The organism is Streptomyces sp. NPDC020898, from assembly GCF_044333925.1.
Taxonomy (GTDB): domain Bacteria; phylum Actinomycetota; class Actinomycetes; order Streptomycetales; family Streptomycetaceae; genus Streptomyces.
In genome coordinates, this window is the sequence record NZ_JBIRRV010000041.1 from 1 (window position 1) to 20,233 (window position 20,233).

A 20,233-nucleotide genomic window follows, 5' to 3' on the forward strand; every position below is an offset into this window, starting at 1 on the left:
CCGCCCCGGTGCTGCCCGGGCCCACCGACGAGAACACGTCGATCATGGAAGAACCGCAGCTCTTCGAGCTGCGGTTCGGTTGGCCACAACGCTCTTACTGCCTTCAGTCGAGGCCCGGCGCACACGGCAGGCGGGGAAGGGGACAGGGACTGTGAAGTATTCGCTGAGCGGCAAACAGTTGGAGCTGCTGAAGCAGGTGGCAGCAGCGTCGAAGGCGTTCGATGTACAGGGCGTACACAGCGGTGTGCTGTGGGCGCTTGAGCAGCGAACGCTGGTGAAGACCGGCTACGGAGCCGCAGGCCGCCGGACCGCGGTCGTCACCGCTGATGGCCGCTTCTATCTCAAGCACGGAAAGCATCCCAAGGAGGCGGAAGCGCAGAAGCAGCGGCTGAAGGACGACCCGGCCCAGGCTGCTCTCGCGCCGGCGGACGGGCCTGCGCTGCTGGTCCGCGTCCGTGAAGCCGGCGGAACACTTACCGTGCCGGATTGCGGGCCCAAGACCCGCGCCCGCTGGCGGGCGGCCTACTATCACGCGCTGCATCACGGGCATGTCCCCAACGGCTGCAAGCTGCAGGTCAAGGGCCGGGACAAAGGCGACATGGTCTTGAAGGTCGTAGACGAAGCCGCCCGCAAGGCTGCTGAACCGCCTGCCGTTCCCGCGGTGGAAGTACCTGACGAACTCCCGCGTAAACCGCATCCGCTGGTCGCCCGCACCCTCAAGAGACTGGGGCGTTCGAAGACCACCGCCGACACGCGGGATGTGCCCGACGTCGTACCGATGAACATCTCCCGCCACCTCACCGACCGGGCCCTGCGCATCGCCCATGCACTGATCACCGAGGCCGAACGGCGCGGCTGGGAGGTCACTACCGACAGCAGTCGGCACCGCGGGGAAGCGACCCACCAGCTGGTCATCCGCATCGGCGCCCACAACTACCCCTGGCAGATCACCGAACTCACGAGCAAAGCACCCCATGAGCCCACGCCCCAGGAACTGCGCAACCTCGAGAAGAATCCCTGGGCGAGGAAGCCTCCGAAGTACGACCACCATCCCGACGGCCGCCTCAAGATCGCGTCCCCCCACCAGAGCAGCTACTACACCCCGGCCTACAGCTGCGCGGACGGCGCACGGTGGAAACTGGAAGACCGGCTCGGCCACCTCCTGCGCGACCTGGACCAGCTTGCCGTAAACGCCGAACAGCAACGCATCGCGAAGGAACAGGAAGAGGCCGCACGCAAACGGAACTGGTACAAGGCGCTGCGCCAGGCCCGTGCAGCCCAGATCACACAGCACCGCGGGGCGGTTCTCACCGGTCAGGTGGAACGCTGGCGCCTGGCGCAGGACATCCGGGCGTTCTGCTCCGCAGCCCGCCAGGCGGACGTCGCGGCGGACTGGACGCAGTGGGCTGAGCAGTACGCGGCGTCCATCGACCCGCTCGCCGCTGCCCTCACCGTTCCTGCCGATCCTCCGGCCACACCACACGACCTGCGCGACTGCTTCAGAGGCGACACCTACGCCCATCCGTGGCCGTTCGGCAAAGACGGCCAGTGGAATCTGGCCGACGATGCCCTGGGAACCACCAGCGACTGACACCCCGGCTGTGCAGGTGCCAGCCCACCACAGGACAGCCGCAGGTGAGTGACTGCCGCATCAGCTCCGGCATGCCGCTTTCTTAAGCACAACGGCATACTTGACTCGAACACCTCACTACTATGACCGTGTCCTCCGTGGTGAGGCGACGAGTCGTTGTAGCAGCAGAGGGCGGCGGCGAGTCCGAGGAAGGCCAGGTAGGACACGGTGTAAGGGAACAGCCCCTGCGGGGTGTTGTAGGAACCCTCCATACTGATCCACTGGCCCTTTCGTCTCACACATGTCTCTCACCAAATCGGCGGTGAGATGCGGATTTTGGGCCCCTGACCTGGTCTTCCATGCTCTCTGTTGACCCTACGTACTGGGGTGGTCGTGTTACATACCCCACACGTCGAAGCACCTCTCTTGTACGAACTCTCCTTTCCCTCGACCCGTCGGATACGTCAGGATCGGCTTCCATGGACCTGCTGACGACGCTGGTGGACAAGGGGCTGCGGCGCGAGCTGCCGAGCCGTGACGAGGCGCTGGCCGTGCTGGCCACCTCAGACGACGAGCTGCTCGATGTGGTGGCCGCGGCCGGGAAGGTGCGCCGGCACTGGTTCGGGCGGCGGGTGAAGCTCAACTATCTGGTCAACCTGAAGTCGGGGCTGTGCCCGGAGGACTGCTCCTACTGCTCCCAGCGCCTCGGCTCCACCACCGGCATCCTGAAGTACACCTGGCTGAAGCCCGACGAGGCCTCGAAGGCCGCGGCGGCCGGGCTGGCCGGGGGCGCCAAGCGGGTCTGTCTGGTGGCCAGCGGACGCGGTCCGACGGACCGGGACGTGGACCGGGTCGCGGGCACCATCAAGGCGATCAAGGACGGCAACGAGGGCGTCGAGGTGTGCGCCTGTCTGGGCCTGCTCTCCGACGGCCAGGCCGAACGCCTGCGCGAGGCGGGCGCCGACGCCTACAACCACAACCTGAACACGTCCGAGTCGACGTACGGCGACATCACCACCACCCACACGTACGCCGACCGGGTCGACACCGTCCAGAAGGCGCACGCGGCCGGTCTGTCCGCCTGCTCGGGCCTGATCGCCGGGATGGGGGAGAGCGACGAGGACCTGATCGACGTCGTCTTCTCCCTCCGCGACCTGGACCCGGACTCGATTCCGGTCAACTTCCTCATCCCGGTCGAGGGCACCCCGCTGGCCAAGGAGTGGAACCTCACCCCGCAGCGCTGTCTGCGCATCCTCGCGATGGTCCGGTTCGTCTGCCCGGACGCGGAGGTGCGCATCGCGGGCGGCCGTGAGGTCCATCTGCGCACGATGCAGCCGCTCGCGCTGCATCTGGCCAACTCGATCTTCCTCGGCGACTACCTCACCACCGAGGGCCAGGCCGGTCAGGCCGACCTCGACATGATCGCCGACGCCGGTTTCGAGGTCGAGGGCACCGACCAGGTGACACTTCCCGAACACCGGGCGGCCGACGGCACCTGCGGCACGGACGCGGGCGCCTGCGCTTCGGACGCGGCGGCGCCCGAACCGCGTACGGACCTGGTCACCGTACGCCGTCGAGGTGCCGGAACGGACCTCGCGCCCAATGCCTGACCTGCCCCTTTCCGAGCTGCTCGACCTGGACCGACGCCACGTCTGGCATCCGTACGGGCCCATGCCGGGCCGGGTCGAACCGCTCGTCGTGGAGTCGGCGAGCGGGGTGCGGCTCCGGATGGCGGACGGGTCGGCCGAGCTGGTCGACGGCATGTCGTCCTGGTGGTCGGCGATCCACGGCTACAACCACCCGGTGCTCAACGAGGCGGCGCGCGACCAGCTCTCCCGGATGAGCCACGTCATGTTCGGCGGGCTCACCCACGAGCCCGCCGTACGGCTGGCGAAGCTCCTTGTCGACCTGTCGCCGGAGGGCCTTGAGCATGTCTTCCTCGCCGATTCGGGTTCGGTGTCGGTCGAGGTCGCGGTCAAGATGTGTCTGCAGTACTGGCGTTCGGTGGGCCGCCCGGCGAAGCAGCGTCTGCTGACCTGGCGCGGCGGCTACCACGGCGACACCTGGCAGCCGATGTCCGTGTGCGACCCCGAGGGCGGCATGCACGAGCTGTGGCAGGGCGTCCTGCCCCGCCAGGTCTTCGCGGACGCCCCGCCGACGGAGTACGAGGAGCCGTACGCGGAACACCTCCGCGCGCTGATCGAGCGGCACGCCGACGAACTGGCCGCCGTGATCGTCGAACCGGTGGTCCAGGGCGCGGGCGGGATGCGGTTCCACTCCCCCGCCTATCTGCGGGTGCTGCGCGAGGCCTGCGACGCGTACGGCGTGCTGCTCGTGTTCGACGAGATCGCGACCGGGTTCGGGCGCACGGGCGCGCTGTTCGCGGCGGAGCACGCGGCGGTGACGCCGGATGTGATGTGCGTGGGCAAGGCACTGACCGGCGGTTATCTGACGATGGCGGCGACACTGTGCACGGCGCGGGTGGCCGACGGCATCTCGCGCGGCGAGGTCCCGGTGCTCGCCCACGGCCCGACCTTCATGGCCAACCCGCTGGCCGCGGCCGTGGCCTGCGCGTCGATCGGCCTGCTGCTCGACCAGGACTGGCAGGCGGAGGTCAAGCGCATCGAGTCCGGTCTGCGGGAGGGGCTCGCCGAGGCGGCCGACCTGCCCGGCGTCCGGGATGTACGGGTGCTGGGTGCGATCGGCGTGGTCCAGCTCGACCACGAGGTGGACATGGCGGCGGCCACGGCGGCGGCCGTGCGCGAGGGCGTCTGGCTGCGGCCGTTCCGCGACCTCGTCTACACGATGCCGCCGTACGTCACCGGCGACACGGACCTGGCCCGGATCGCGCGCGCGGTCTGCGCGGCGGCCCAGGAGGGATGAGCATGGCGATCCTGGTGATCACGGGCACGGGCACGGAGGTCGGCAAGACGGTCACGACCGCCGCCGTCGCCGCCACGGCCCTCGCGGCCGGCCGCACGGTGGCCGTGCTCAAGCCCGCGCAGACAGGGGTACGTCCGGACGAACGCGGCGACGCCGACGAGGTCGCCCGCCTCGCGGGCACCGTACGGACGGTCGAACTCGCCCGCTATCCCGACCCGTTGGCCCCCGCGACCGCCGCCCGCCGAGCCTCGCTGCCGCCGGTACGACCGGCCGAGGTCGCGGAGACCGCCGCCAAGCTGGCCGCCGAGTACGACGTGGTCCTGGTCGAGGGCGCCGGCGGCCTGCTCGTACGCTTCGACGACGACGGCGGCACCCTGGCGGACGCGGCCGAACTGCTGAACGCCCCGGTACTGCTCGTCACGTCGGCAGGCCTGGGCACCCTGAACGCGACAGAACTGACGGCCCGTGAACTGGCCCGCAGAGACGTCTACTTGACGGGCATCACCATCGGCAGCTGGCCCGACTCCCCTGATCTTGCGGCCCGTTGCAACCTGGCCGACCTCCCGGTGGTAGCCGGGGCCCCTCTCCTCGGGGCGCTGCCGGCGGGAGTCGGGACCCTACCTCCGGCCAACTTCCGCACGATGGCCGCGAGTTGGCTGGCCCCGACGCTGGGCGGAACATGGGACGCCTCGGAGTTCCGGGCGCGAGAAGCCCCCCTTCTTTAGGGGCGCGGGGCTGTATCTGATCTGCGGCTCCGCCGCGGGGCGCGACAAGCCCCCACGGGCCCGCGCCCGAACTCACACCCCCGCCTCCCCCAACAACCGCACCAGTTCAATCCGCGACCGAATCCCCAACCGCGAGAACACCCCCCGCAGATGGTGATCAATCGTGCGAGGACTCAAGGCAAGCCGAACAGCGATCTCCCGATTGGTCGCACCGTCGGCGGCCATCCGCGCCACCATCAACTGCTGCGCCGTAAGCCGCGTGGTGAGATCCGCCGGCCCCGGCGTGATCGTCGCCGGCGCCCCCAGCGCACGCAGTTCCGCCCGGGCCTGCGTCGCACAGTGCGGCGCCCCGAACGCCTCGAAGGCTTCCAACGCACTGTGCAGCCGGTCGCGAGCCTCGGTGCGATGGCGCAACCGACGCAGCGCACTGCCGAACAACAGCTCCGTACGGGCCCGTTCGAAGTCACGGGTGCCATGGGCGTGCAGGTCGAGGGCCGTCCGGTAGTGGTCGACCGCTTCGGCGCCGGGCGCCAACAGGGCACGGCAGCGCGCACTGAGGGCCAGATCATCCGCACTGCGGACGGCGGCGGCCCAGCGGTCGTAGTCGGCGTGGGCGGCCCGGGCGACGCGGGTGTCGCCGGTGCGGACGGCGGCCTCGACGTAGTGCGGGGTGGCCAGGTGCCGGATGGCCCGGTGGCCGTGGCCCGGGCCGAATCCGGCGAGGGCGCGCAGCCGGGCGGCGGCGCTCTCGAAGCGGCCGGTGGACAGGTCCAGGAAGGCGAGCGCCCACAGGGCGAGGGCGGCGGGCAGTCCCAGGCCGTGGGCGCGGGCGTGGGTACGGGCAGCCTCGGCGCGTTCCCGGCAGACCTCGCCGTCGCCGGTCACCGCGGCGAACATGGCGAGCGCGGCCTGGAGATGACAGGCGCCGTTGTCCTGCCCGGTGGCGTACGCCTGCCAGAGAGCGTCGGCCGCGGCGGTCTCGGCGGCCCGTGGGCGTCCGGTCCAGAAGTCGGCGTAGGCCCGGAACTCCATGGCCTGCGGGACGGTCACCGTCTCGCCCCGGGAGCGGGCGGAGGCGGCGGCCCGTACGGTGGCTCGTTCGGCGCCGGAGTGGTCGCCGAGGAGCAGCGCGGCGATGCCGGAGTGGATGAGCAGGGTGGGGTCCCCACCGGGACCGCAGCGCCCGGCGGCGGCCTTGAGGAGGTTGCGGGCGTCCTCGTACCGGCCCTCGACGGCGGCGGCGAGTCCGGCGAGGGTGCCGGGCGGGATGATGCCGAGCCGTGCGGACACGGTGGCCGCTTCCCGGCAGCGGCGGAGGTCGCCGGTGTAGACGGCGGCCTCGGTGGCACGTGCCAACAGGTGCACGGCGATGTCCAGAGCGGGGTTCGCGACCTCGTGCGGAGGCTGTGACTCCGGGTACGGGTACAGGTCGTCCGATGTGCTGAATCGTTCCGGCAGGCCAGGGTGAGTCGGCCCTTGATCGCGGGCGGAACGATTCAGCACGTCTCCCTGCTCCAGGGCGGCCCTTCCGTGCCGGACTGCGGCCGTCAGCAGTGCGTCGAAGGCCTCGGTCGCGTTGCCCGACCGCAGGGCGAGCACGCCGTTCAGTGCGCTCTCGTCCGAGCCCGCCACCAGACCGCGGGCCCGGTCCCCGTCGCCGCGGTTCCAGGCGTCGGCGGCGGCCCGCGAGAGCAGCCGCAAGCGGTCCCGCGGGTCGGGCGAGAGGGCGGCGGCGCGTTCGCCGAGGGCGCCGGCCAGCGCGTGGTCGCCCGCCCCGCGCGCCTCGTGCGCGGCGCCGCCCAGTTCGGCGGCGAGCCGTCCGCTGGGGCCCAGGGCGCCGGCGCCCCGGTGCCAGGACCGCCGGGGTGTCTCCCCGTCGCCGTGCAGGACGCGCGCCAGCAGTCGGTGCGCGTCCCGCCGGTCCGCCGAGGACCCCGACTCGTACGCGGCGATGCGTGTCCACGCGTCGCGGAAGACGACACCGTCCGCCGCCGCATGGGCGATTCCGGCCGCCTCGGCGGCTTCGAGAGCACAGGTGTCGAGGCGGGCCGCGGCGACCGCGCGCAGGAAGGCGTGGGTCGCCACGGGGTGCTGGTCGGCGGCGGCGAGGAGCAGGAGCAGCCGGGTGTCGTCGGGGAGGGCGCGGATCTCCCGGCGGCGCGCCCGCAGCAGTTCGGGGGCGAGTGCGGCGGGTTCCGCCGGGAGCGGGTCGAGTCCGGCCGCCTGGCGGTCGGTGAGCAGCGGTACGAGTTCGGCGGCGGCGCGCGGATCGCCGTACGCGGCACAGAGGACGCGCACGCGGACGCCTTCGGGAAGCGGAGGGCCGAGCTGCTGCCACGCGTCCATGAGTTGCGGTGGCGAAATGCGCGGCGGAGGCGGGGGGTTCACCGAGGTCACCACACCAGTCACGTTACTGGTGAGTTACAAGGTGCGTAAAGACCGGCGATTTCACCGATGCGGCGCGCGTAGACCCGGCCTGACACTCCAGCCAACCCCGCCCTTCTCAGGAGGCACCATGCAGCGCCGCATGCGACGCATCACTGCAGCCGTCTCGGCTGTCGTGTCCTCGATGCTTCTGTCCCTGTCGCTGTCCGCCACGCCCGCCCAGGCCGCGACCCACAATCCCATCGTCTTCGTACACGGTCTCAGCAGCTCGTCGAGCAGTTGGGACGACTGGGTCGCCGACTTCAAGGCCGACGGCTACACGGCCTCTGAGCTGGACGCCTGGTCGTACTCGTGGTCCCAGTCGAACGTCACGACCGCCCAGCAACTGGCCACCGAGGTCAAGAGAGTGCTCGCCGCGACGGGCGCCTCGAAGGTCGACCTCGTGGTCCACTCGATGGGCGCGCTCAGCGCCCGCTACTACCTCAAGAACCTCGGCGGAACGGCGTACGTCGACGACTTCGTCTCCGCGGCCGGCGTCAACCACGGCACCTCGGTCGCCTCGTGGTGTTCCTGGCTGTACACCTCGTGTTCCGAGATGTACACCGGAAGTTCTTTCCTGGCCGCGCTGAATTCGGGCGACGAGACGCCGGGCAGTGTGTCGTACGCGAGTTACTGGTCCAACTGCGACGACGCGCTCACCCCGGACACCACCGCGATCCTGAACGGCGCCACGAACGTCGAGGTCGGCTGCATCTCGCACAACGAGATGAACAACGACTACGGCATCTACCAGCAGGTTCGTAACTTCGTCGCCTGATCCCGTCAGCCCCTCCCATTTTTGGGCGAACAGCGAGGGTGTGCGGGTCCCGCAAGGGGGACAATCGCGGTAAGGCCAGTCCTCCTCGGGAGGTCCCCATGCCGCTACGGTCCACCAGCTCCGGCAAGGTGCCGCGGGATCCCGTGCACCATCCGCTGTTCGCCCGTTACTACGCCCGGATCAGTGTGGCCGCCGAGACCGGTATCGGCATGGGTGCCGTACGGGACCGGCTGCTCGCCGGGCTCTCCGGGCGGGTGATCGAGATCGGCGCCGGCAACGGACTGAACTTCGCGCACTATCCGGGCACCGTCTCGGAGGTCGTCGCGATCGAACCCGAGCGCCTGCTGCGGAAGTTGGCCGTGGAGGCGGCCCTGCGCTCCGAGGTGCCCGTCCCCGTCGATGTAGTGCCGGGCCTGGCCGAGGCGCTGCCGGTGAAGGGCGAGGCCTTCGACGCCGTCGTGCTCTCGCTGGTGCTGTGCGGCGTCCGGGACGTGCCCCGGGCCCTCGGTGAGGTACGGCGGGTGCTGCGCCCCGGCGGTGAGGTGCGGTTCTTCGAGCACGGCCTCGGCGGCGGGCCCGCGATGCGGTTCACCCAGCGCGCCCTCGACCGCACGGTGTGGCCCGCGCTCGCCGGCGGCTGCCATGTGTCCCGGGACCCGGTCGCCGCGCTGCGCGACGCCGGGTTCGAACTGGGCCCGTACCGGCGGCTGTTGCTGCCCGAGAAGGGACCCAAGCTGCCTACCTCGTACTGCGTGCTGGGCAGCGCGTGGCGTCCCCCGCAGTCGGGGGCTGAGCCGGGGACGGCTGCCTCATAAGCTCCACTGGCGAAGTTCGCGCGCGATGTCGTGCACGGAGGCGTTGCCCGTCTTCACCAGACGGGCCAGGTCACGCACCTGCTCGGGCGAGGTGACGACCTTCACCCCGCTGGCGATGAGGTAGGCGTAGGCGACCGCGGAGGCGAACAGCGCGTTGGAGCGCTCCAGCGCCGGGACATGCAGCAGGAGTTGGAGCAGGGCGGCAGCCCGGGCGTGTGGGTTGTCGTAGACGGGGATGTCGAATATCTCGGCCTCGTGGCGGGCGACGGCGGCGACCAGGGCGCCCCAGTCGGAGACCTGGGGATCTCCGGGCGTCTTCCGTTCGGCGATCATGAGGAGCCAGGCGAGGTCGATCCTGAGGTTGCCGAAGTTATCCAAGGGGTCGGTGACGACCTTCGCGCTTGCCTTCACGGTCTGCGCCGAACTCTTCGGCGAAGACGGACTCGTACTGCTTCATGAAGTCGGCGGCTGCCTCCACGAAGGTGTGGCCCGCCTCGCCGGTGTCCTGTTTGACCAGCTCTTCTATGTAGCGGTTGACGCTCATTCCACGGGCAAGGGCCTTTTCGCGCGCCGCCTGGGCGGTGCCCTCGTCCACCCGGACGTTCAGCTGAGTCTTCGCCATACCTCGACGCTAGCGCGTATGTGCTAGCACCGGCAAGGGGGCCACCCAGGACCGAAAGGGGATACCGAGTGTGTGCCTCGTCACACTACGCTCGGCCGGGAAAGGTACGTAGGTACGGCAGCGGTACAGCCACGACCACGGAGCCACCGAGGAGGCGGCCTTGTCCACATCCGCTGCGGAGCACGCCCCCGGGCTCGCGGAGGCCGACGGAACCGCGGCCCGCGCCCGCGCGCTGACCAAGGCGTACGGCTCGGGCGAGACGACCGTTCTCGCTCTCGACTCGGTCGACGTGGACATCGCGCGCGGGCGCTTCACCACGGTCATGGTGCCCTCGGGCTCGGGGAAGTCCACGTTGATGCACTGCCTGGCGGGGCTCGACACCGTCTCGGCGGGGCAGGTGTGGCTCGGCGACACGGAGATCACGGGGCTCAAGGAGCGGCCCTCCTCCCTGACTCCGGAGTCGGAACGAGCGGATCTTCCGGGACTACCTGCACGCCCATCCCGGGAGCGCGACCCGATATACGCAGCTGAGCAGCGATCGTCACCGCTCGCACGGGACCGGCCGGCGAACCTTTCCAGCCAGAGCGGCAGCGACTACTCAACCCGGCTCCACGCGGCGGCCGCCATTCGGCGTCGGCCGTGGCTCGGCGGTGTCTTTTGCCCATGCGGGTCATAGCCCCACCCTCATTTCGGCGGACCGGAGATCGTAGGCCGACCGGCCTCCATCGTCTCGGCGACCCGGGCCATCGTCTCCCGCAGCCACATGTGCGCCGCGTCGTGCATGTGGACCGGATGCCACCACAAGGCCTGCTGGAGCGGCACGGCGGAGTAGGGCGGTTCCATGATGCGGACGGGTGCGAGTCCGTCCAGCTCGTCGGCGAGACGCCTCTGAAAGAGAGCTACCCGTCGGGTGCCTGCGACCAGGAGTGGCATCAGCTGGAAACTGTCGACGGAGACCGCCACGCGCGGCTCGATGCCGAGCATGGCGATCTGGCGGGCGGCGGGGGCGTCGTAGGCTCGTTGATACGTCACCCACGGCAGCCGGGCCAGGTCGTCGAGGGTGAGCTGCTCGCCGACCTCCGGGTTGTCGTCCGCGACGAGGAAGACCCAGCTGTCCTGGTAGAGCTCGACCGTGGGGAAGCCGCGAATGATGCCGTGGGGCAGCAGTAGCCCGTCCACGGTGCTGAGCAGCGACCCGGTGCTGTCGATGAATTCGTTCGGTACCTGTTTGAACCTCAGCCGGATGCCTGGTGCCTCGGCTTGGACGGTGCGGGCGAGTTCGGTGCCGAAGACGGCAACCGCGTAGTCCGAGGCGATCAGCGTGAACTCGTATTCCTCGCGGGAGGGGTTGAATTCGGCCTGACTGGCGAAGACGCGCTCCAGCAGGTCGCATGCGGTGGTGGTCCGGTCGAGGAGGGCCTGCCCGAGGGCGGTCAGTTCGTACCCTCCGCCCACCCGGGCGAGCAGGTCGTCGTCGAAGTGGCGGCGCAGCCGGGCCAGGGCCGCGCTCATGGCGGGTTGACTGAGCCCGATGCGCTGGCCGGCCCTGGTGACGTTGCGCTCCTGCAGGAGGGCGCGCAGGGCAACGACGAGGTTGAGGTCCAGGCTGGCCAGGTTCACGAAGCATCCCAATTCCGGAGCCGGCACCATCGGTATTCACCGGCTGGATTCTTATATACAGGAAATCGATTTCCCTGATTGCAATCTGCTGGGCCAGATTAGTGGCACCGCAATCGGGAGGAAATCTCCGTGACATCCGCAGCCACGTCGGCACCCTTCACCCCCTTCTCCGGACCGTTCGCCATCGCCACCCTTTCGGCGCCGGGCGAGACCAGGTTTCCGAGCCTCGTGACGCCGGACGGCCGAGCGCTCGATCTGCGCACGGCACTGGACGAACCCGCGTTGACCACGCTCGCGCTCCTGGAGCACTGGGACGAGGAACTGCCGCGCCTGCATACCCTCGCCGGGGACCCGACGCGCGACTGGCGGCCGCTGGCGGACCTGGCGGTGCACGCGCCCGTCGAGCCCCGGCAGATCTTCCAGTCCGGCGCCAACTACCGGCAGCACGTGATCGACCTGGCGGTCGCACACCGCGCCCCGGACGCCCCGGGCACCGTCGAGGAGGCCCGCGCCGAGGTCGCGGCGGTCATGGACAAGCGGGCCGCCGAGGACCTCCCGTACGTCTTCATCGGCCTGCCGACCACGATCAGCGGTCCCTACGACGACGTGGTGCTGCCCGCTTGGGCCCAGAAGCCCGACTGGGAACTGGAACTCGCCGCGGTGATCTCCCGCCCCGCCTACCGGGTCACTGTGGAGGAGGCGCTGGAGTACGTCGCGGGTTACACCATCGCCAATGACCTGACCGACCGCGCGACCGTCTTTCGCCGGGACATGCCCCCGATCGGCACCGACTGGCTGCGCAGCAAGAACGCCCCCGGTTTCACCCCGCTCGGCCCGTGGATCGTCCCGGCCGACTCCATCGCAGACCCGTCCGACCTGCAGGTCACCCTGAAACTCAACGGCGAGGCCATGCAGGACGAGTCCACCAAGGACATGATCTTCGGCGTCGCACGGCTGGTCTCGTACATCTCCCAGACCGCCCGACTGCTTCCCGGCGACCTGGTCCTGACCGGCAGCCCGGCCGGCAACGGCATCCACTGGGGCCGGCTGCTGCGCGACGGCGACGTGATGGACGGCTCGGTCACCGGGCTCGGCGCCCAGCGCACCCGCTGTGTCGCGGAGGAGGACCGATGAGCGCCGGTCCTATCGACCGTACGGATCCCGAGGCGGCGATCGCCGAGGCGGCGAAGGCGTACTCGAACTGGGGCCGCTGGGGCGAGGACGATGTGCTCGGCACGCTCAACTTCCTCGACGAGGCCAAGCGCCGCGAGGGCGCGGCCCTGATCCGCGACGGCGTCAGCTTCTCCTTGTCACAGGCCTTCGACATGGACGGCCCGCAGAAAGGCTGGCGGCGGCGTACCAACCCGGTGCACACGATGCTCGCCACCGGCACCGACGCCGCTCTGGGCGGCCAGGGCTTTCCGCACGGTTTCGGTGGCGCCGACGACGTGGTCGCCATGCCCTTGCAGTGCTCCACCCAGTGGGACGGGCTCGGGCACATCTTCGATCACGGCAAGGCGTGGAACGGCCGCTCGGCGGAGAAGGTCGTCACCTCCGAAGGCGATCTGGTCACCGGTATCGAGCACATGGCTTCGCACGTCGCCGGGCGGGGCGTCCTCCTTGATGTGGGTCTGGTCGTCGGTCAGGACGGCGAACTTCCCGACGGCTTCGCCATCACCGAGGAGCACCTGACCGCGACCGCCGCCTCGCATGGTGTGACCGTCGGTCGTGGGGACCTGGTCCTCGTGCGCACCGGGCGGCTGGCCCGCGCACGTCACGAAGGCTGGGGCGACTACCCGGCGGGCCGGCGCCGGGGTTGAGCTTCAGTACGGCCGGCTGGCTGCACCGGAGCGAGATCGCCGGGATCGCCACCGACACCTGGGGTTTCGAGGTGCGGCCCAACGAGGTCGACCACGCCTTCCAGCCGCTGCACCAGGTCGCCATCCCCCACATCGGTCTGCTCATCGGGGAGATGTGGGACCTCGACGCCCTCGCCGCACATTGCGCCGCCGACGGCCGGTACGAGTTCTGGCTCACCGCCGCGCCACTGCCCATCACCGGGTCGGTCGGCTCACCGGTGAATCCCATCGCCGTCAAGTAACGCCCTGGACTGCTGGGCGGGCCGGGCGGACGGCTACGCCACCCTCGCCCGCCCGGCCCGCAACACCCCCTTGCCGTTTCGCGCGGCACCATCTCAGGGAGAACCCATGAACGACCCCCGCACCGTCCTCGTCATAGGCGGCGGCGCGTCCGGCAACGCCGTGACCGTACTGCTGCGGCGGGCGGGCATCGCCGTGGAACTGATCGAGGCCAAACCGGACTGGAACGTGCTCGGTTCCGGCATCACCCTCCAGGGCAACGCGCTGCGCGTGCTGCGCGAAGTGGGGGTATGGGACAAGGTCCGGGAGAGCGGCTACGCCGTCGACGCCGTCGGCCTGGCCGCCCCCGACGGGACCGTGTTCCATGTCCAGCAGGACATCCGCACCGGTGGGGACGATCTGCCCCCGATCTTCGGCATGCAGCGGCCCCGGCTCCAGGAGATTCTGTGTGAGGCCGTTCTCGAGAGCGGCGCGACGGTACGCCTTGGCACCACCGCCGAGGAACTGGTCCAGGACGCGTCCGGCGTCACCGCCCGTTTCAGCGACGGCACCGAGGGCCGCTACGACCTTGTCATCGCCGCCGACGGCGTCAGCTCCCACACGCGCGCGATGATCGGCATCGGCGACAAACCCGAACCGACCGGCATGGCCATCTGGCGCGCCCCCGTGCCCCGCCCCGAAGGCGTGGAGCGCATGGACCTGGCCTACGGCGGAACCTGCTACATCGCCGGCTACTGCCCCACCAGCGAGAACACCATCTACGCCTACCTCGTCGAGGCCAACCGCGACCGCGCCTCCATCGACCCGGCCTCGTACGCGGACGAGATGCGGCGGCTGGCCGCGCCCTACGGGGGTGCGTGGCCGGAGATCGCCGCGAGCATCACCGACCCCGCCAAGGTCAACTACACCTGGTTCGACCGGCTGCTCGTCGAGGGCTCCTGGCACCGCGGCCGGGTCGTCCTGATCGGTGACGCGGTCCACGTCTGTCCTCCCACGCTCGCCCAGGGCGCGGCCATGTCGCTGGAGGACGCCTCCGTACTGGCCGAGATGCTGAGCGAGGAACGGGACTGGAGCTCCCTCGACGCCCTGCTGACCGGCTTCTACGAACGCCGGATCGACCGTGTCCGCATGGTGGTCGAAGCATCCGTGCAACTCGGTCAGTGGCAGCTGGACGGCGTCCGTGACGCCGACGCACCCGGTCTGATGGGCCGCACGATGTCCGTCCTGAAGGAGACCCCGTGAACCCCGTGAGTCCCCAGAACGGCGCACCCACGATCGACGTCCACGCGCACGTCCTGCTCCCTCAGGTCGAGGACGCCGTCGCCGGACACCCCGGGCTGGCCGCGGCCCGCGATCTCGACGCCCGCCGCAACGGCCCCGAGGCCATTGCCGTCAGCGGCCCGATGTTCCGGGACCGCTTCCCGAGGCTGACTGACGTCAAGGCCCGGCTCGCTGCGATGGACGCCGCCGGGATCGACGTCCAGCTGGTCTCGCCGTCTCCGTCGCACTACCACTACTGGGCCGACGAGGACCTGGCCCGTACGGTGTGGGAACTGGCCAACGAGGGCACCGCCGCGCACGTCGCCCGGGCCCCGCAGCGGCTGCACGGCCTCGGCCTCGTCCCACTCCAGCACCCGGGCCTCGCCGTCGAAGCCCTCGACCACGCCCTCGGCCTGGGCCTGCGTGGCGTCGAGATCTCCAGCCACGCACCGGGACGCGAACTGTCGGACCCCGCATACGAACCGTTCTGGACACGGGCCGAGGAAACCGGCGCGATCCTCTTCCTGCACCCCTTCGGCTGCACGCTCGACGAGCGCCTCAACCAGTGGTACCTGTCCAACACCGTCGGCCAACCGACCGAGAACGCCGTCGCCCTGTCCCATCTGATCTTCTCCGGAGTCCTGGACCGGCACCCGGGGTTGCGCATCGTCGCCGCCCACGGCGGCGGCTATCTGCCCACCCACATCGGCCGCTCCGACCACGCCTGGCTCGCCCGCACCGACACCCGCGGCTGCGCGCACCCGCCCAGCAGCTACCTCAAGCAGCTGTACTTCGACTCCCTTGTCCACGACCCGGACGTCCTGCGCGAGCTGATCCGGGTAGCCGGCCCCGACCGGGTGCTGCTCGGCTCCGACTTCCCCTTCGACATGGGCACCGACGACCCGCTCGGCGCGCTGCGCGATGTCCCCGACCTGCCCACCCCCCACTTCCACGCCGTACGCGGCGGCAACGCGGCAGCGCTGCTCCGCCTTGTCGGAACCGTCTGAACCGTCTGAACCGCACAGAGGAGAACCCCCACCATGAGCACACGTCTGCTCACCCACCTGCGCCACGTCGACCTGGCCGTGCCGGACTACGACAAGCAGCTCGACTTCTACGCCGGCGTCTGGGGCCTGACCAAGGTCGCCGAAGACTCCGGCATCTCCTTCCTCGCCGCCGAGGGCTCCCCCGAGCAGTTCATCGTCCGGCTCCGCAAGGCCGAGGAGAAGCGCCTCGACCTCATCTCCTACGGCGCGGCGAACCCCGCCGACGTGGACACACTCGCCGAGCAACTCCTTGCGGGTGGAGTGCAGTTGATCTCCCAGCCGGGCAAGGTCGACACCCCCGGCGGCGGCTACGGCTTCCGCTTCTTCGACATCGACGGCCGCACCATCGAGGTCTCGGCCGACGTCGAGGCGCGCCGGCACCGTCGTGTCGAGGAGAAGGAGTCCATCCCGGTCCGTCTCTCGCACGTCGTCCTGAACTCCCCCGACATCAACGCCACCCGCGCCTGGTACGAGCAGCACCTCGACTTCCGGCTGTCCGACACGATGGCCTTGCCGCACATGGGCGAGGTCATGCACTTCATGCGGATCAGCAATCAGCACCACTCCATGGCCATCGCCAGCGGTCCGCACGCCTCCCTGCAGCACCTCTCCTTCGAACTGCGCGGCATCGACGAGTACATGCGCGGCTCCGGCCGCGTGATGCGCTCCGGCGCCCGCAAGATCTGGGGCCCCGGGCGGCACATGGCGGGCGACAACACCTTCACGTACTTCCTCGACCCGCACGGCAACACCGTGGAGTACACCACCGAGCTCGAAAAGCTGGACGAGGACACCTGGCACCCGCACATCTACGACCTGACGAAGCCCGAGAACGCCGACCAGTGGGGCACGTCCAACCCGATGAACGAGATGGTCGCCAAGGAAATGCTCAACGACGTCGACCGCGGCGTCTTCGTCGCTCCGCCGGTCTGACCCTTTAGCCCCGGGGGCTCGGCGCACTCCCCCGCCCTGCCATGCCGCCGCGCCCCCGGCCTGTGTCAACCCTCCCAGCTCCCTAGGAACGCCATGCGCTTCGCCACGTACGAACAGCACGGTCGCAGCCGTCTCGCCACCGTCGAGGACGACGGCGCCCTCTACCCCTGCCCAGGCACGGGGACGCTGCTGGACCTGATCCAGGCCGGTCCCGAGGCACTGCGCGAGGCGGGCAACGCAAGCCTGGACCTGCCGCGCGGCCCGCACGTCTCCCAGGTGCGACTGCTGCCGCCGCTCCAACCGCCGTCCGTACGCGACTTCGTCACGTTCGAGGAGCACGTCGAGGGTGTACGGCGGAGCATCGACGGAGTCTCGGGCGCCCCGGACGCCTGGTACGACGCGCCCACCTTCTACTTCACCAACCCCTACGCGGTCATCGGAGCTCACGAGGACGTCCCCGTGCCGCCCGGCAGCCAGGCAATGGACTTCGAACTCGAAGTCGCCGCGATCATCGGCCAGGAGGGCCGCGACCTCACCCCCGAGCAGGCCCGCGACCACATCATCGGCTACACCCTCTACAACGACTGGTCCGCCCGCGACCTCCAGTCCCGCGAGATGCAGGTCAGCCTCGGCCCCTGCAAGGGCAAGGACACCGCCACCACCCTCGGCCCCTACCTCGTCACCGCGGACGAGCTGGAGCCCTACCGCGACAGCGACGGCTTCCTGCGTCTGGCGCTGACCGCCGAGATCAACGGCGAGGTCGTCGGCAAGGACCTGCTGTCCAACATGAGCTGGACCTTCGAGGACATGACCGCCTACGCCTCCCGCGGCACCTGGGTCCGCCCCGGCGACGTACTCGGCTCCGGCACCTGCGGCAACGGCGGCTGCCTCGCCGAGCTCTGGGGTGTACGCGGCCGCCAGGACCCGCCGCCGCTCAAGCCCGGCGACACCGTCACCCTCACCGTCGAGGGCATCGGCAGCGTCTCCAACACCGTGGTGCCCGGTGCCGAACAGGTGGCCGTCCCTCGCGCCCGTACACGCCCGCGAACCCGCCCGTGAACCGCGCGGCGGAGGGCAGGCCGGCCGACAAGGTCGCCGTCACCGGGTCCGCGCGCGGGCCGGGCGCGGTCGAGGCGCCGACCCGGGCGGGAGCGACCGTGACCGCCACCGATGTGACACAGGCACCCGGCCAACTCGGTCATCCCCTAAATGATCGGCGCCGAAGGCCACGCGCGGCGACCTGCTCGCCGACGACCACCCCGATGCGCGCCATCGGCCGCCACATCCCACTCCGCCGGGCCGGCCTCCGGTAACGAGGTGCTCAACGCCGTCGTCCTCCTCGTCACCGACGAGACCTCGTACATCACTGGCGCCGGTCTCGTCGGCGACTGGTCAACGGTGCTGCCCGGCTCCTCCGTTTGCCCCCGGCCGACCTCCGGCTGAAAGGACCCGCACGTGAACAAGGTCAGCGCGAGCGCCGCCGAGGCGGTCGCCGACATCTGCGACGGGGCCTCGCTCGCCGTTGGTGGCTTCGGTCTGTCCGGCATACCGGCCGCCCTCATCGACGCCCTGCACGCCGAGGGCACCACCGGTCTGAAGGTCGTCTCCAACAACTGCGGCGTAGACGGCCAGGGACTCGGCCTCTTGCTCGGCGACGGCCGCATCAGCCGCGTGACCGGCAGCTACGTCGGCGAGAACAAGGAGTTCGCCCGCCAGTACCTCAGCGGCGAGCTGGAGGTCGAACTCGTACCGCAAGGCACCCTGGCCGAGCGGCTACGGGCAGGCGGGGCCGGCATCCCGGCCTTCTACACACCGGCGGGCGTGGGCACGCAGGTCGCAGACGGCGGCCTGCCCTGGCGTTACGCGGCGGACGGCAGCATCGCCCTCGCTTCCCCCGCAAAGGAGAAGCGCTCCTTCGGCGGCCGCGCGCATGTCCTCGAACACGGCATCACCACCGACTACGCGCTCGTCCGCGCCTGGCGCGGCGACACTCACGGCAACCTGGTCTTCAACAAGGCCGCCGCCAACTTCAACCCGCTGGCCGCCATGGCCGCCGCATCACGGTCGCCGAGGTCGAGGAACTCGTAGAACCCGGCGAGCTGCCCCCGAAGCGATCCATCTGCCCGGCGTCTTCGTCCAGCCAGCAGTGGCGCGTGGTCGATCACGGTAGTGGCGTGATCAGCCTCGTCAACCGGGGGTCCGGCCTGGCCATGGATGTCTGGGAGCACTCCACCGCCGACGGCGCCCGCATCGCCCAGTACACCTACAGCGGCAACCCCAACCAGCGCTTCACCCGCCGCCGCGTCTGACCGGAACGTGTCGGGGCACCGCTCGGGCAACAGGGCGGGCGGTGTCGCGACATGGCGCCGATAGTCCATCGCGACTGACCAAGAGGTATGCAGCCTTCACGCTCGCCGCCCGAGCGTGCGCAGGGATACGTCCGCCAACTGGCCCTGCCAAAGCCTACGGACGTGCCAACGCGTGATCAGGCAAACGGCGAGTCCGAGGAGAGCCTCGTGGATGTCGTCGCTTCGCTCCCTTCGGATCCGTAGACGGCGGAAGCCATACAGTGAGGAAGTTGGGGCGGCTGCGCGGCGAGGTGTCTGCCACAGCAGGTCCTGTTCGGCGCGGCCTCCCGCCGAACAGGCCATGACGGTTTCTCGGTCATCGGGCTCTCCCGTGCACACGGCGTGAATGATCTGGCCGCTTGGGCCTGATGGATTCGCCATGACAGGTGTCGCACGCAGGCCACGACGGCCTTTCGACGCCGATCCAGCATGACGCGCGGCCAATCAGACGCCGGCCGTCCGGCGTGCGCGAGGTCGGCGAGCGCACAGATGTGATGCACCTGGACATCGCCTGTGGCTCCGCAGATCTCGCGGGGGTCCCCGGCGCGGCACCGGCCCGGGTGCGGCGAACCCCGCGAGCGTCGGCGTCGGAGCACCACGATCCACCAGGTCCGCCTTGCCGATCGCGCGCACCACCGTACGACGGCTGCCGACCGCCCGTGCCGCCTCCTCGTCCGCCCGCCGCTCCGCGGTGTACGACACGGCTGTCCGCAATGGTCACGGGCGGTGCCTCGGCAAGGCGCGGGAGTATGGAGGGCTGCGACGGCGTAGAGGCCGACAAGCGCCCAGCGCATGGGGTCCTACGACAACCGACGACAGGTGCCGACGGACCCGGAGTTGCCCGTGGGGCGAGAAAAGATAAGCGATTCCGGTGCCACGTCATTCTCCCGTATGTCTCCCCGTTCGGTCAGACCACCGAGTTCTTACGGAGGCATGACATGAGGTCAGAAACCCGCCTTCGCGCCGATCACGTCCGTAACTCTGGTCACCGAGTCGCGATCGACCGAGAGATCACCAAGCCCTACCTGACTCGAGAACGCCAGAGGAGTCCCATGCGACGCAACACCCGCAAGCGGTCCAGGACAACACATCGGGCCATCGCCGCCGCGG

At 70.1% G+C, this 20,233-nt stretch carries 18 protein-coding genes and 4 pseudogenes; 16 read left to right on the top strand and 6 right to left on the bottom strand.

The features are described from left to right. Nucleotides 1–151 precede the first annotated feature (151 nt). From ACH4TV_RS47940 to bioD, 4 genes are all read left to right on the top strand, one after another. Entirely contained in the window at nt 152–1,591 is a 1,440-nt protein-coding gene (locus ACH4TV_RS47940) for a hypothetical protein (RefSeq protein WP_398407799.1), read from the top strand. Between the two features lie 458 nt (nt 1,592–2,049). Next, nucleotides 2,050–3,180 (top strand): biotin synthase BioB, encoded by a 1,131-nt coding sequence (gene bioB, locus ACH4TV_RS47945; protein ID WP_398407800.1) that lies wholly within the window; start codon nt 2,050–2,052, stop codon nt 3,178–3,180. Continuing rightward, the gene (locus ACH4TV_RS47950) at nt 3,173–4,453 is read left to right on the top strand and encodes an adenosylmethionine--8-amino-7-oxononanoate transaminase (protein WP_398407801.1); all 1,281 of its coding nucleotides are present in this window, start codon (nt 3,173–3,175) and stop codon (nt 4,451–4,453) included. Before bioB ends, ACH4TV_RS47950 begins: the two co-directional genes overlap by 8 nt. 2 nt (nt 4,454–4,455) lie before the next feature. Further along, the gene (bioD, locus tag ACH4TV_RS47955; protein ID WP_398407802.1) at nt 4,456–5,178 is read left to right on the top strand and encodes a dethiobiotin synthase; all 723 of its coding nucleotides are present in this window, start codon (nt 4,456–4,458) and stop codon (nt 5,176–5,178) included. Between the two features lie 72 nt (nt 5,179–5,250). Here bioD and ACH4TV_RS47960 read toward each other — a convergent pair whose 3' ends face one another. After that, nucleotides 5,251–7,524 carry a LuxR C-terminal-related transcriptional regulator gene (locus ACH4TV_RS47960; RefSeq protein WP_398407803.1) on the bottom strand — a complete coding sequence of 758 codons (2,274 nt, stop codon included), beginning with the start codon at nt 7,522–7,524 and terminating at the stop codon, nt 5,251–5,253. A 169-nt stretch (nt 7,525–7,693) separates the two neighbouring features. On the opposite strand from ACH4TV_RS47960, the gene ACH4TV_RS47965 reads away from it, so the two are divergent. Further along, entirely contained in the window at nt 7,694–8,380 is a 687-nt protein-coding gene (locus ACH4TV_RS47965) for an esterase/lipase family protein (protein ID WP_398407804.1), read from the top strand. Nucleotides 8,381–8,478: 98 nt separating this feature from the next. After that, a complete protein-coding gene (locus ACH4TV_RS47970; protein WP_398407805.1) occupies nt 8,479–9,195 on the top strand; it encodes a class I SAM-dependent methyltransferase in 717 nt (238 codons plus the stop codon). On the opposite strand, the gene ACH4TV_RS47975 is transcribed toward ACH4TV_RS47970, so the two are convergent. Then, the gene (locus tag ACH4TV_RS47975) at nt 9,190–9,528 is read right to left on the bottom strand and encodes a fic family toxin-antitoxin system, toxin component (protein WP_398407816.1); all 339 of its coding nucleotides are present in this window, start codon (nt 9,526–9,528) and stop codon (nt 9,190–9,192) included. The genes ACH4TV_RS47970 and ACH4TV_RS47975 overlap by 6 nt on opposite strands. 37 nt (nt 9,529–9,565) lie before the next feature. Beyond that, nucleotides 9,566–9,817, bottom strand: a complete 252-nt coding sequence (locus tag ACH4TV_RS47980; protein ID WP_398407806.1) for a toxin-antitoxin system HicB family antitoxin — start codon at nt 9,815–9,817, stop codon at nt 9,566–9,568. 160 nt (nt 9,818–9,977) lie between these two features. On the opposite strand from ACH4TV_RS47980, the pseudogene ACH4TV_RS47985 reads away from it, so the two are divergent. Next, nucleotides 9,978–10,253: pseudogene (locus tag ACH4TV_RS47985) on the top strand (ATP-binding cassette domain-containing protein); the annotation flags it as partial. 248 nt (nt 10,254–10,501) lie between these two features. Here ACH4TV_RS47985 and ACH4TV_RS47990 read toward each other — a convergent pair. Continuing rightward, nucleotides 10,502–11,437 (bottom strand): LysR family transcriptional regulator, encoded by a 936-nt coding sequence (locus ACH4TV_RS47990; protein ID WP_398407807.1) that lies wholly within the window; start codon nt 11,435–11,437, stop codon nt 10,502–10,504. 129 nt (nt 11,438–11,566) lie between these two features. Between ACH4TV_RS47990 and ACH4TV_RS47995 the strand changes: the two genes are divergently transcribed. The 9 genes and pseudogenes from ACH4TV_RS47995 (at nt 11,567) to ACH4TV_RS48035 (ending at nt 19,084) form a co-directional block, all read left to right on the top strand. Further along, the gene (locus ACH4TV_RS47995; protein ID WP_398407808.1) at nt 11,567–12,571 is read left to right on the top strand and encodes a fumarylacetoacetate hydrolase family protein; all 1,005 of its coding nucleotides are present in this window, start codon (nt 11,567–11,569) and stop codon (nt 12,569–12,571) included. Then, nucleotides 12,568–13,538: pseudogene (locus tag ACH4TV_RS48000) on the top strand (cyclase family protein). The gene ACH4TV_RS47995 and the pseudogene ACH4TV_RS48000 overlap by 4 nt, the downstream one beginning before the upstream one ends. A 106-nt stretch (nt 13,539–13,644) precedes the next feature. After that, a complete protein-coding gene (locus ACH4TV_RS48005; protein WP_398407809.1) occupies nt 13,645–14,778 on the top strand; it encodes an FAD-dependent oxidoreductase in 1,134 nt (377 codons plus the stop codon). Beyond that, the gene (locus ACH4TV_RS48010; protein WP_398407810.1) at nt 14,775–15,803 is read left to right on the top strand and encodes an amidohydrolase family protein; all 1,029 of its coding nucleotides are present in this window, start codon (nt 14,775–14,777) and stop codon (nt 15,801–15,803) included. The genes ACH4TV_RS48005 and ACH4TV_RS48010 overlap by 4 nt, the downstream gene beginning before the upstream one ends. 33 nt (nt 15,804–15,836) lie before the next feature. Then, a complete protein-coding gene (locus tag ACH4TV_RS48015) occupies nt 15,837–16,775 on the top strand; it encodes a VOC family protein (RefSeq protein WP_398407811.1) in 939 nt (312 codons plus the stop codon). Nucleotides 16,776–16,868: 93 nt separating this feature from the next. Further along, nucleotides 16,869–17,834 (top strand): fumarylacetoacetate hydrolase family protein, encoded by a 966-nt coding sequence (locus ACH4TV_RS48020; RefSeq protein ID WP_398407812.1) that lies wholly within the window; start codon nt 16,869–16,871, stop codon nt 17,832–17,834. Between the two features lie 258 nt (nt 17,835–18,092). Next, a complete protein-coding gene (locus tag ACH4TV_RS48025; RefSeq protein ID WP_398407813.1) occupies nt 18,093–18,218 on the top strand; it encodes a hypothetical protein in 126 nt (41 codons plus the stop codon). A gap of 12 nt (nt 18,219–18,230) precedes the next feature. Further along, nucleotides 18,231–18,945, top strand: a pseudogene (locus tag ACH4TV_RS48030) (CoA transferase subunit A). Between the two features lie 4 nt (nt 18,946–18,949). Next, nucleotides 18,950–19,084, top strand: a complete 135-nt coding sequence (locus ACH4TV_RS48035) for an RICIN domain-containing protein (RefSeq protein WP_398407814.1) — start codon at nt 18,950–18,952, stop codon at nt 19,082–19,084. 176 nt (nt 19,085–19,260) lie between these two features. Here the strand turns inward: ACH4TV_RS48035 and ACH4TV_RS48040 are convergent, their stop codons facing one another. Beyond that, entirely contained in the window at nt 19,261–19,722 is a 462-nt protein-coding gene (locus ACH4TV_RS48040) for a hypothetical protein (protein ID WP_398407815.1), read from the bottom strand. After that, nucleotides 19,664–19,840 (bottom strand): annotated as a pseudogene (locus tag ACH4TV_RS48045) (M56 family peptidase); the annotation flags it as partial. The pseudogene ACH4TV_RS48045 and the gene ACH4TV_RS48040, both read right to left, overlap by 59 nt. Between the last annotated feature and the right edge of the window lie 393 nt (nt 19,841–20,233).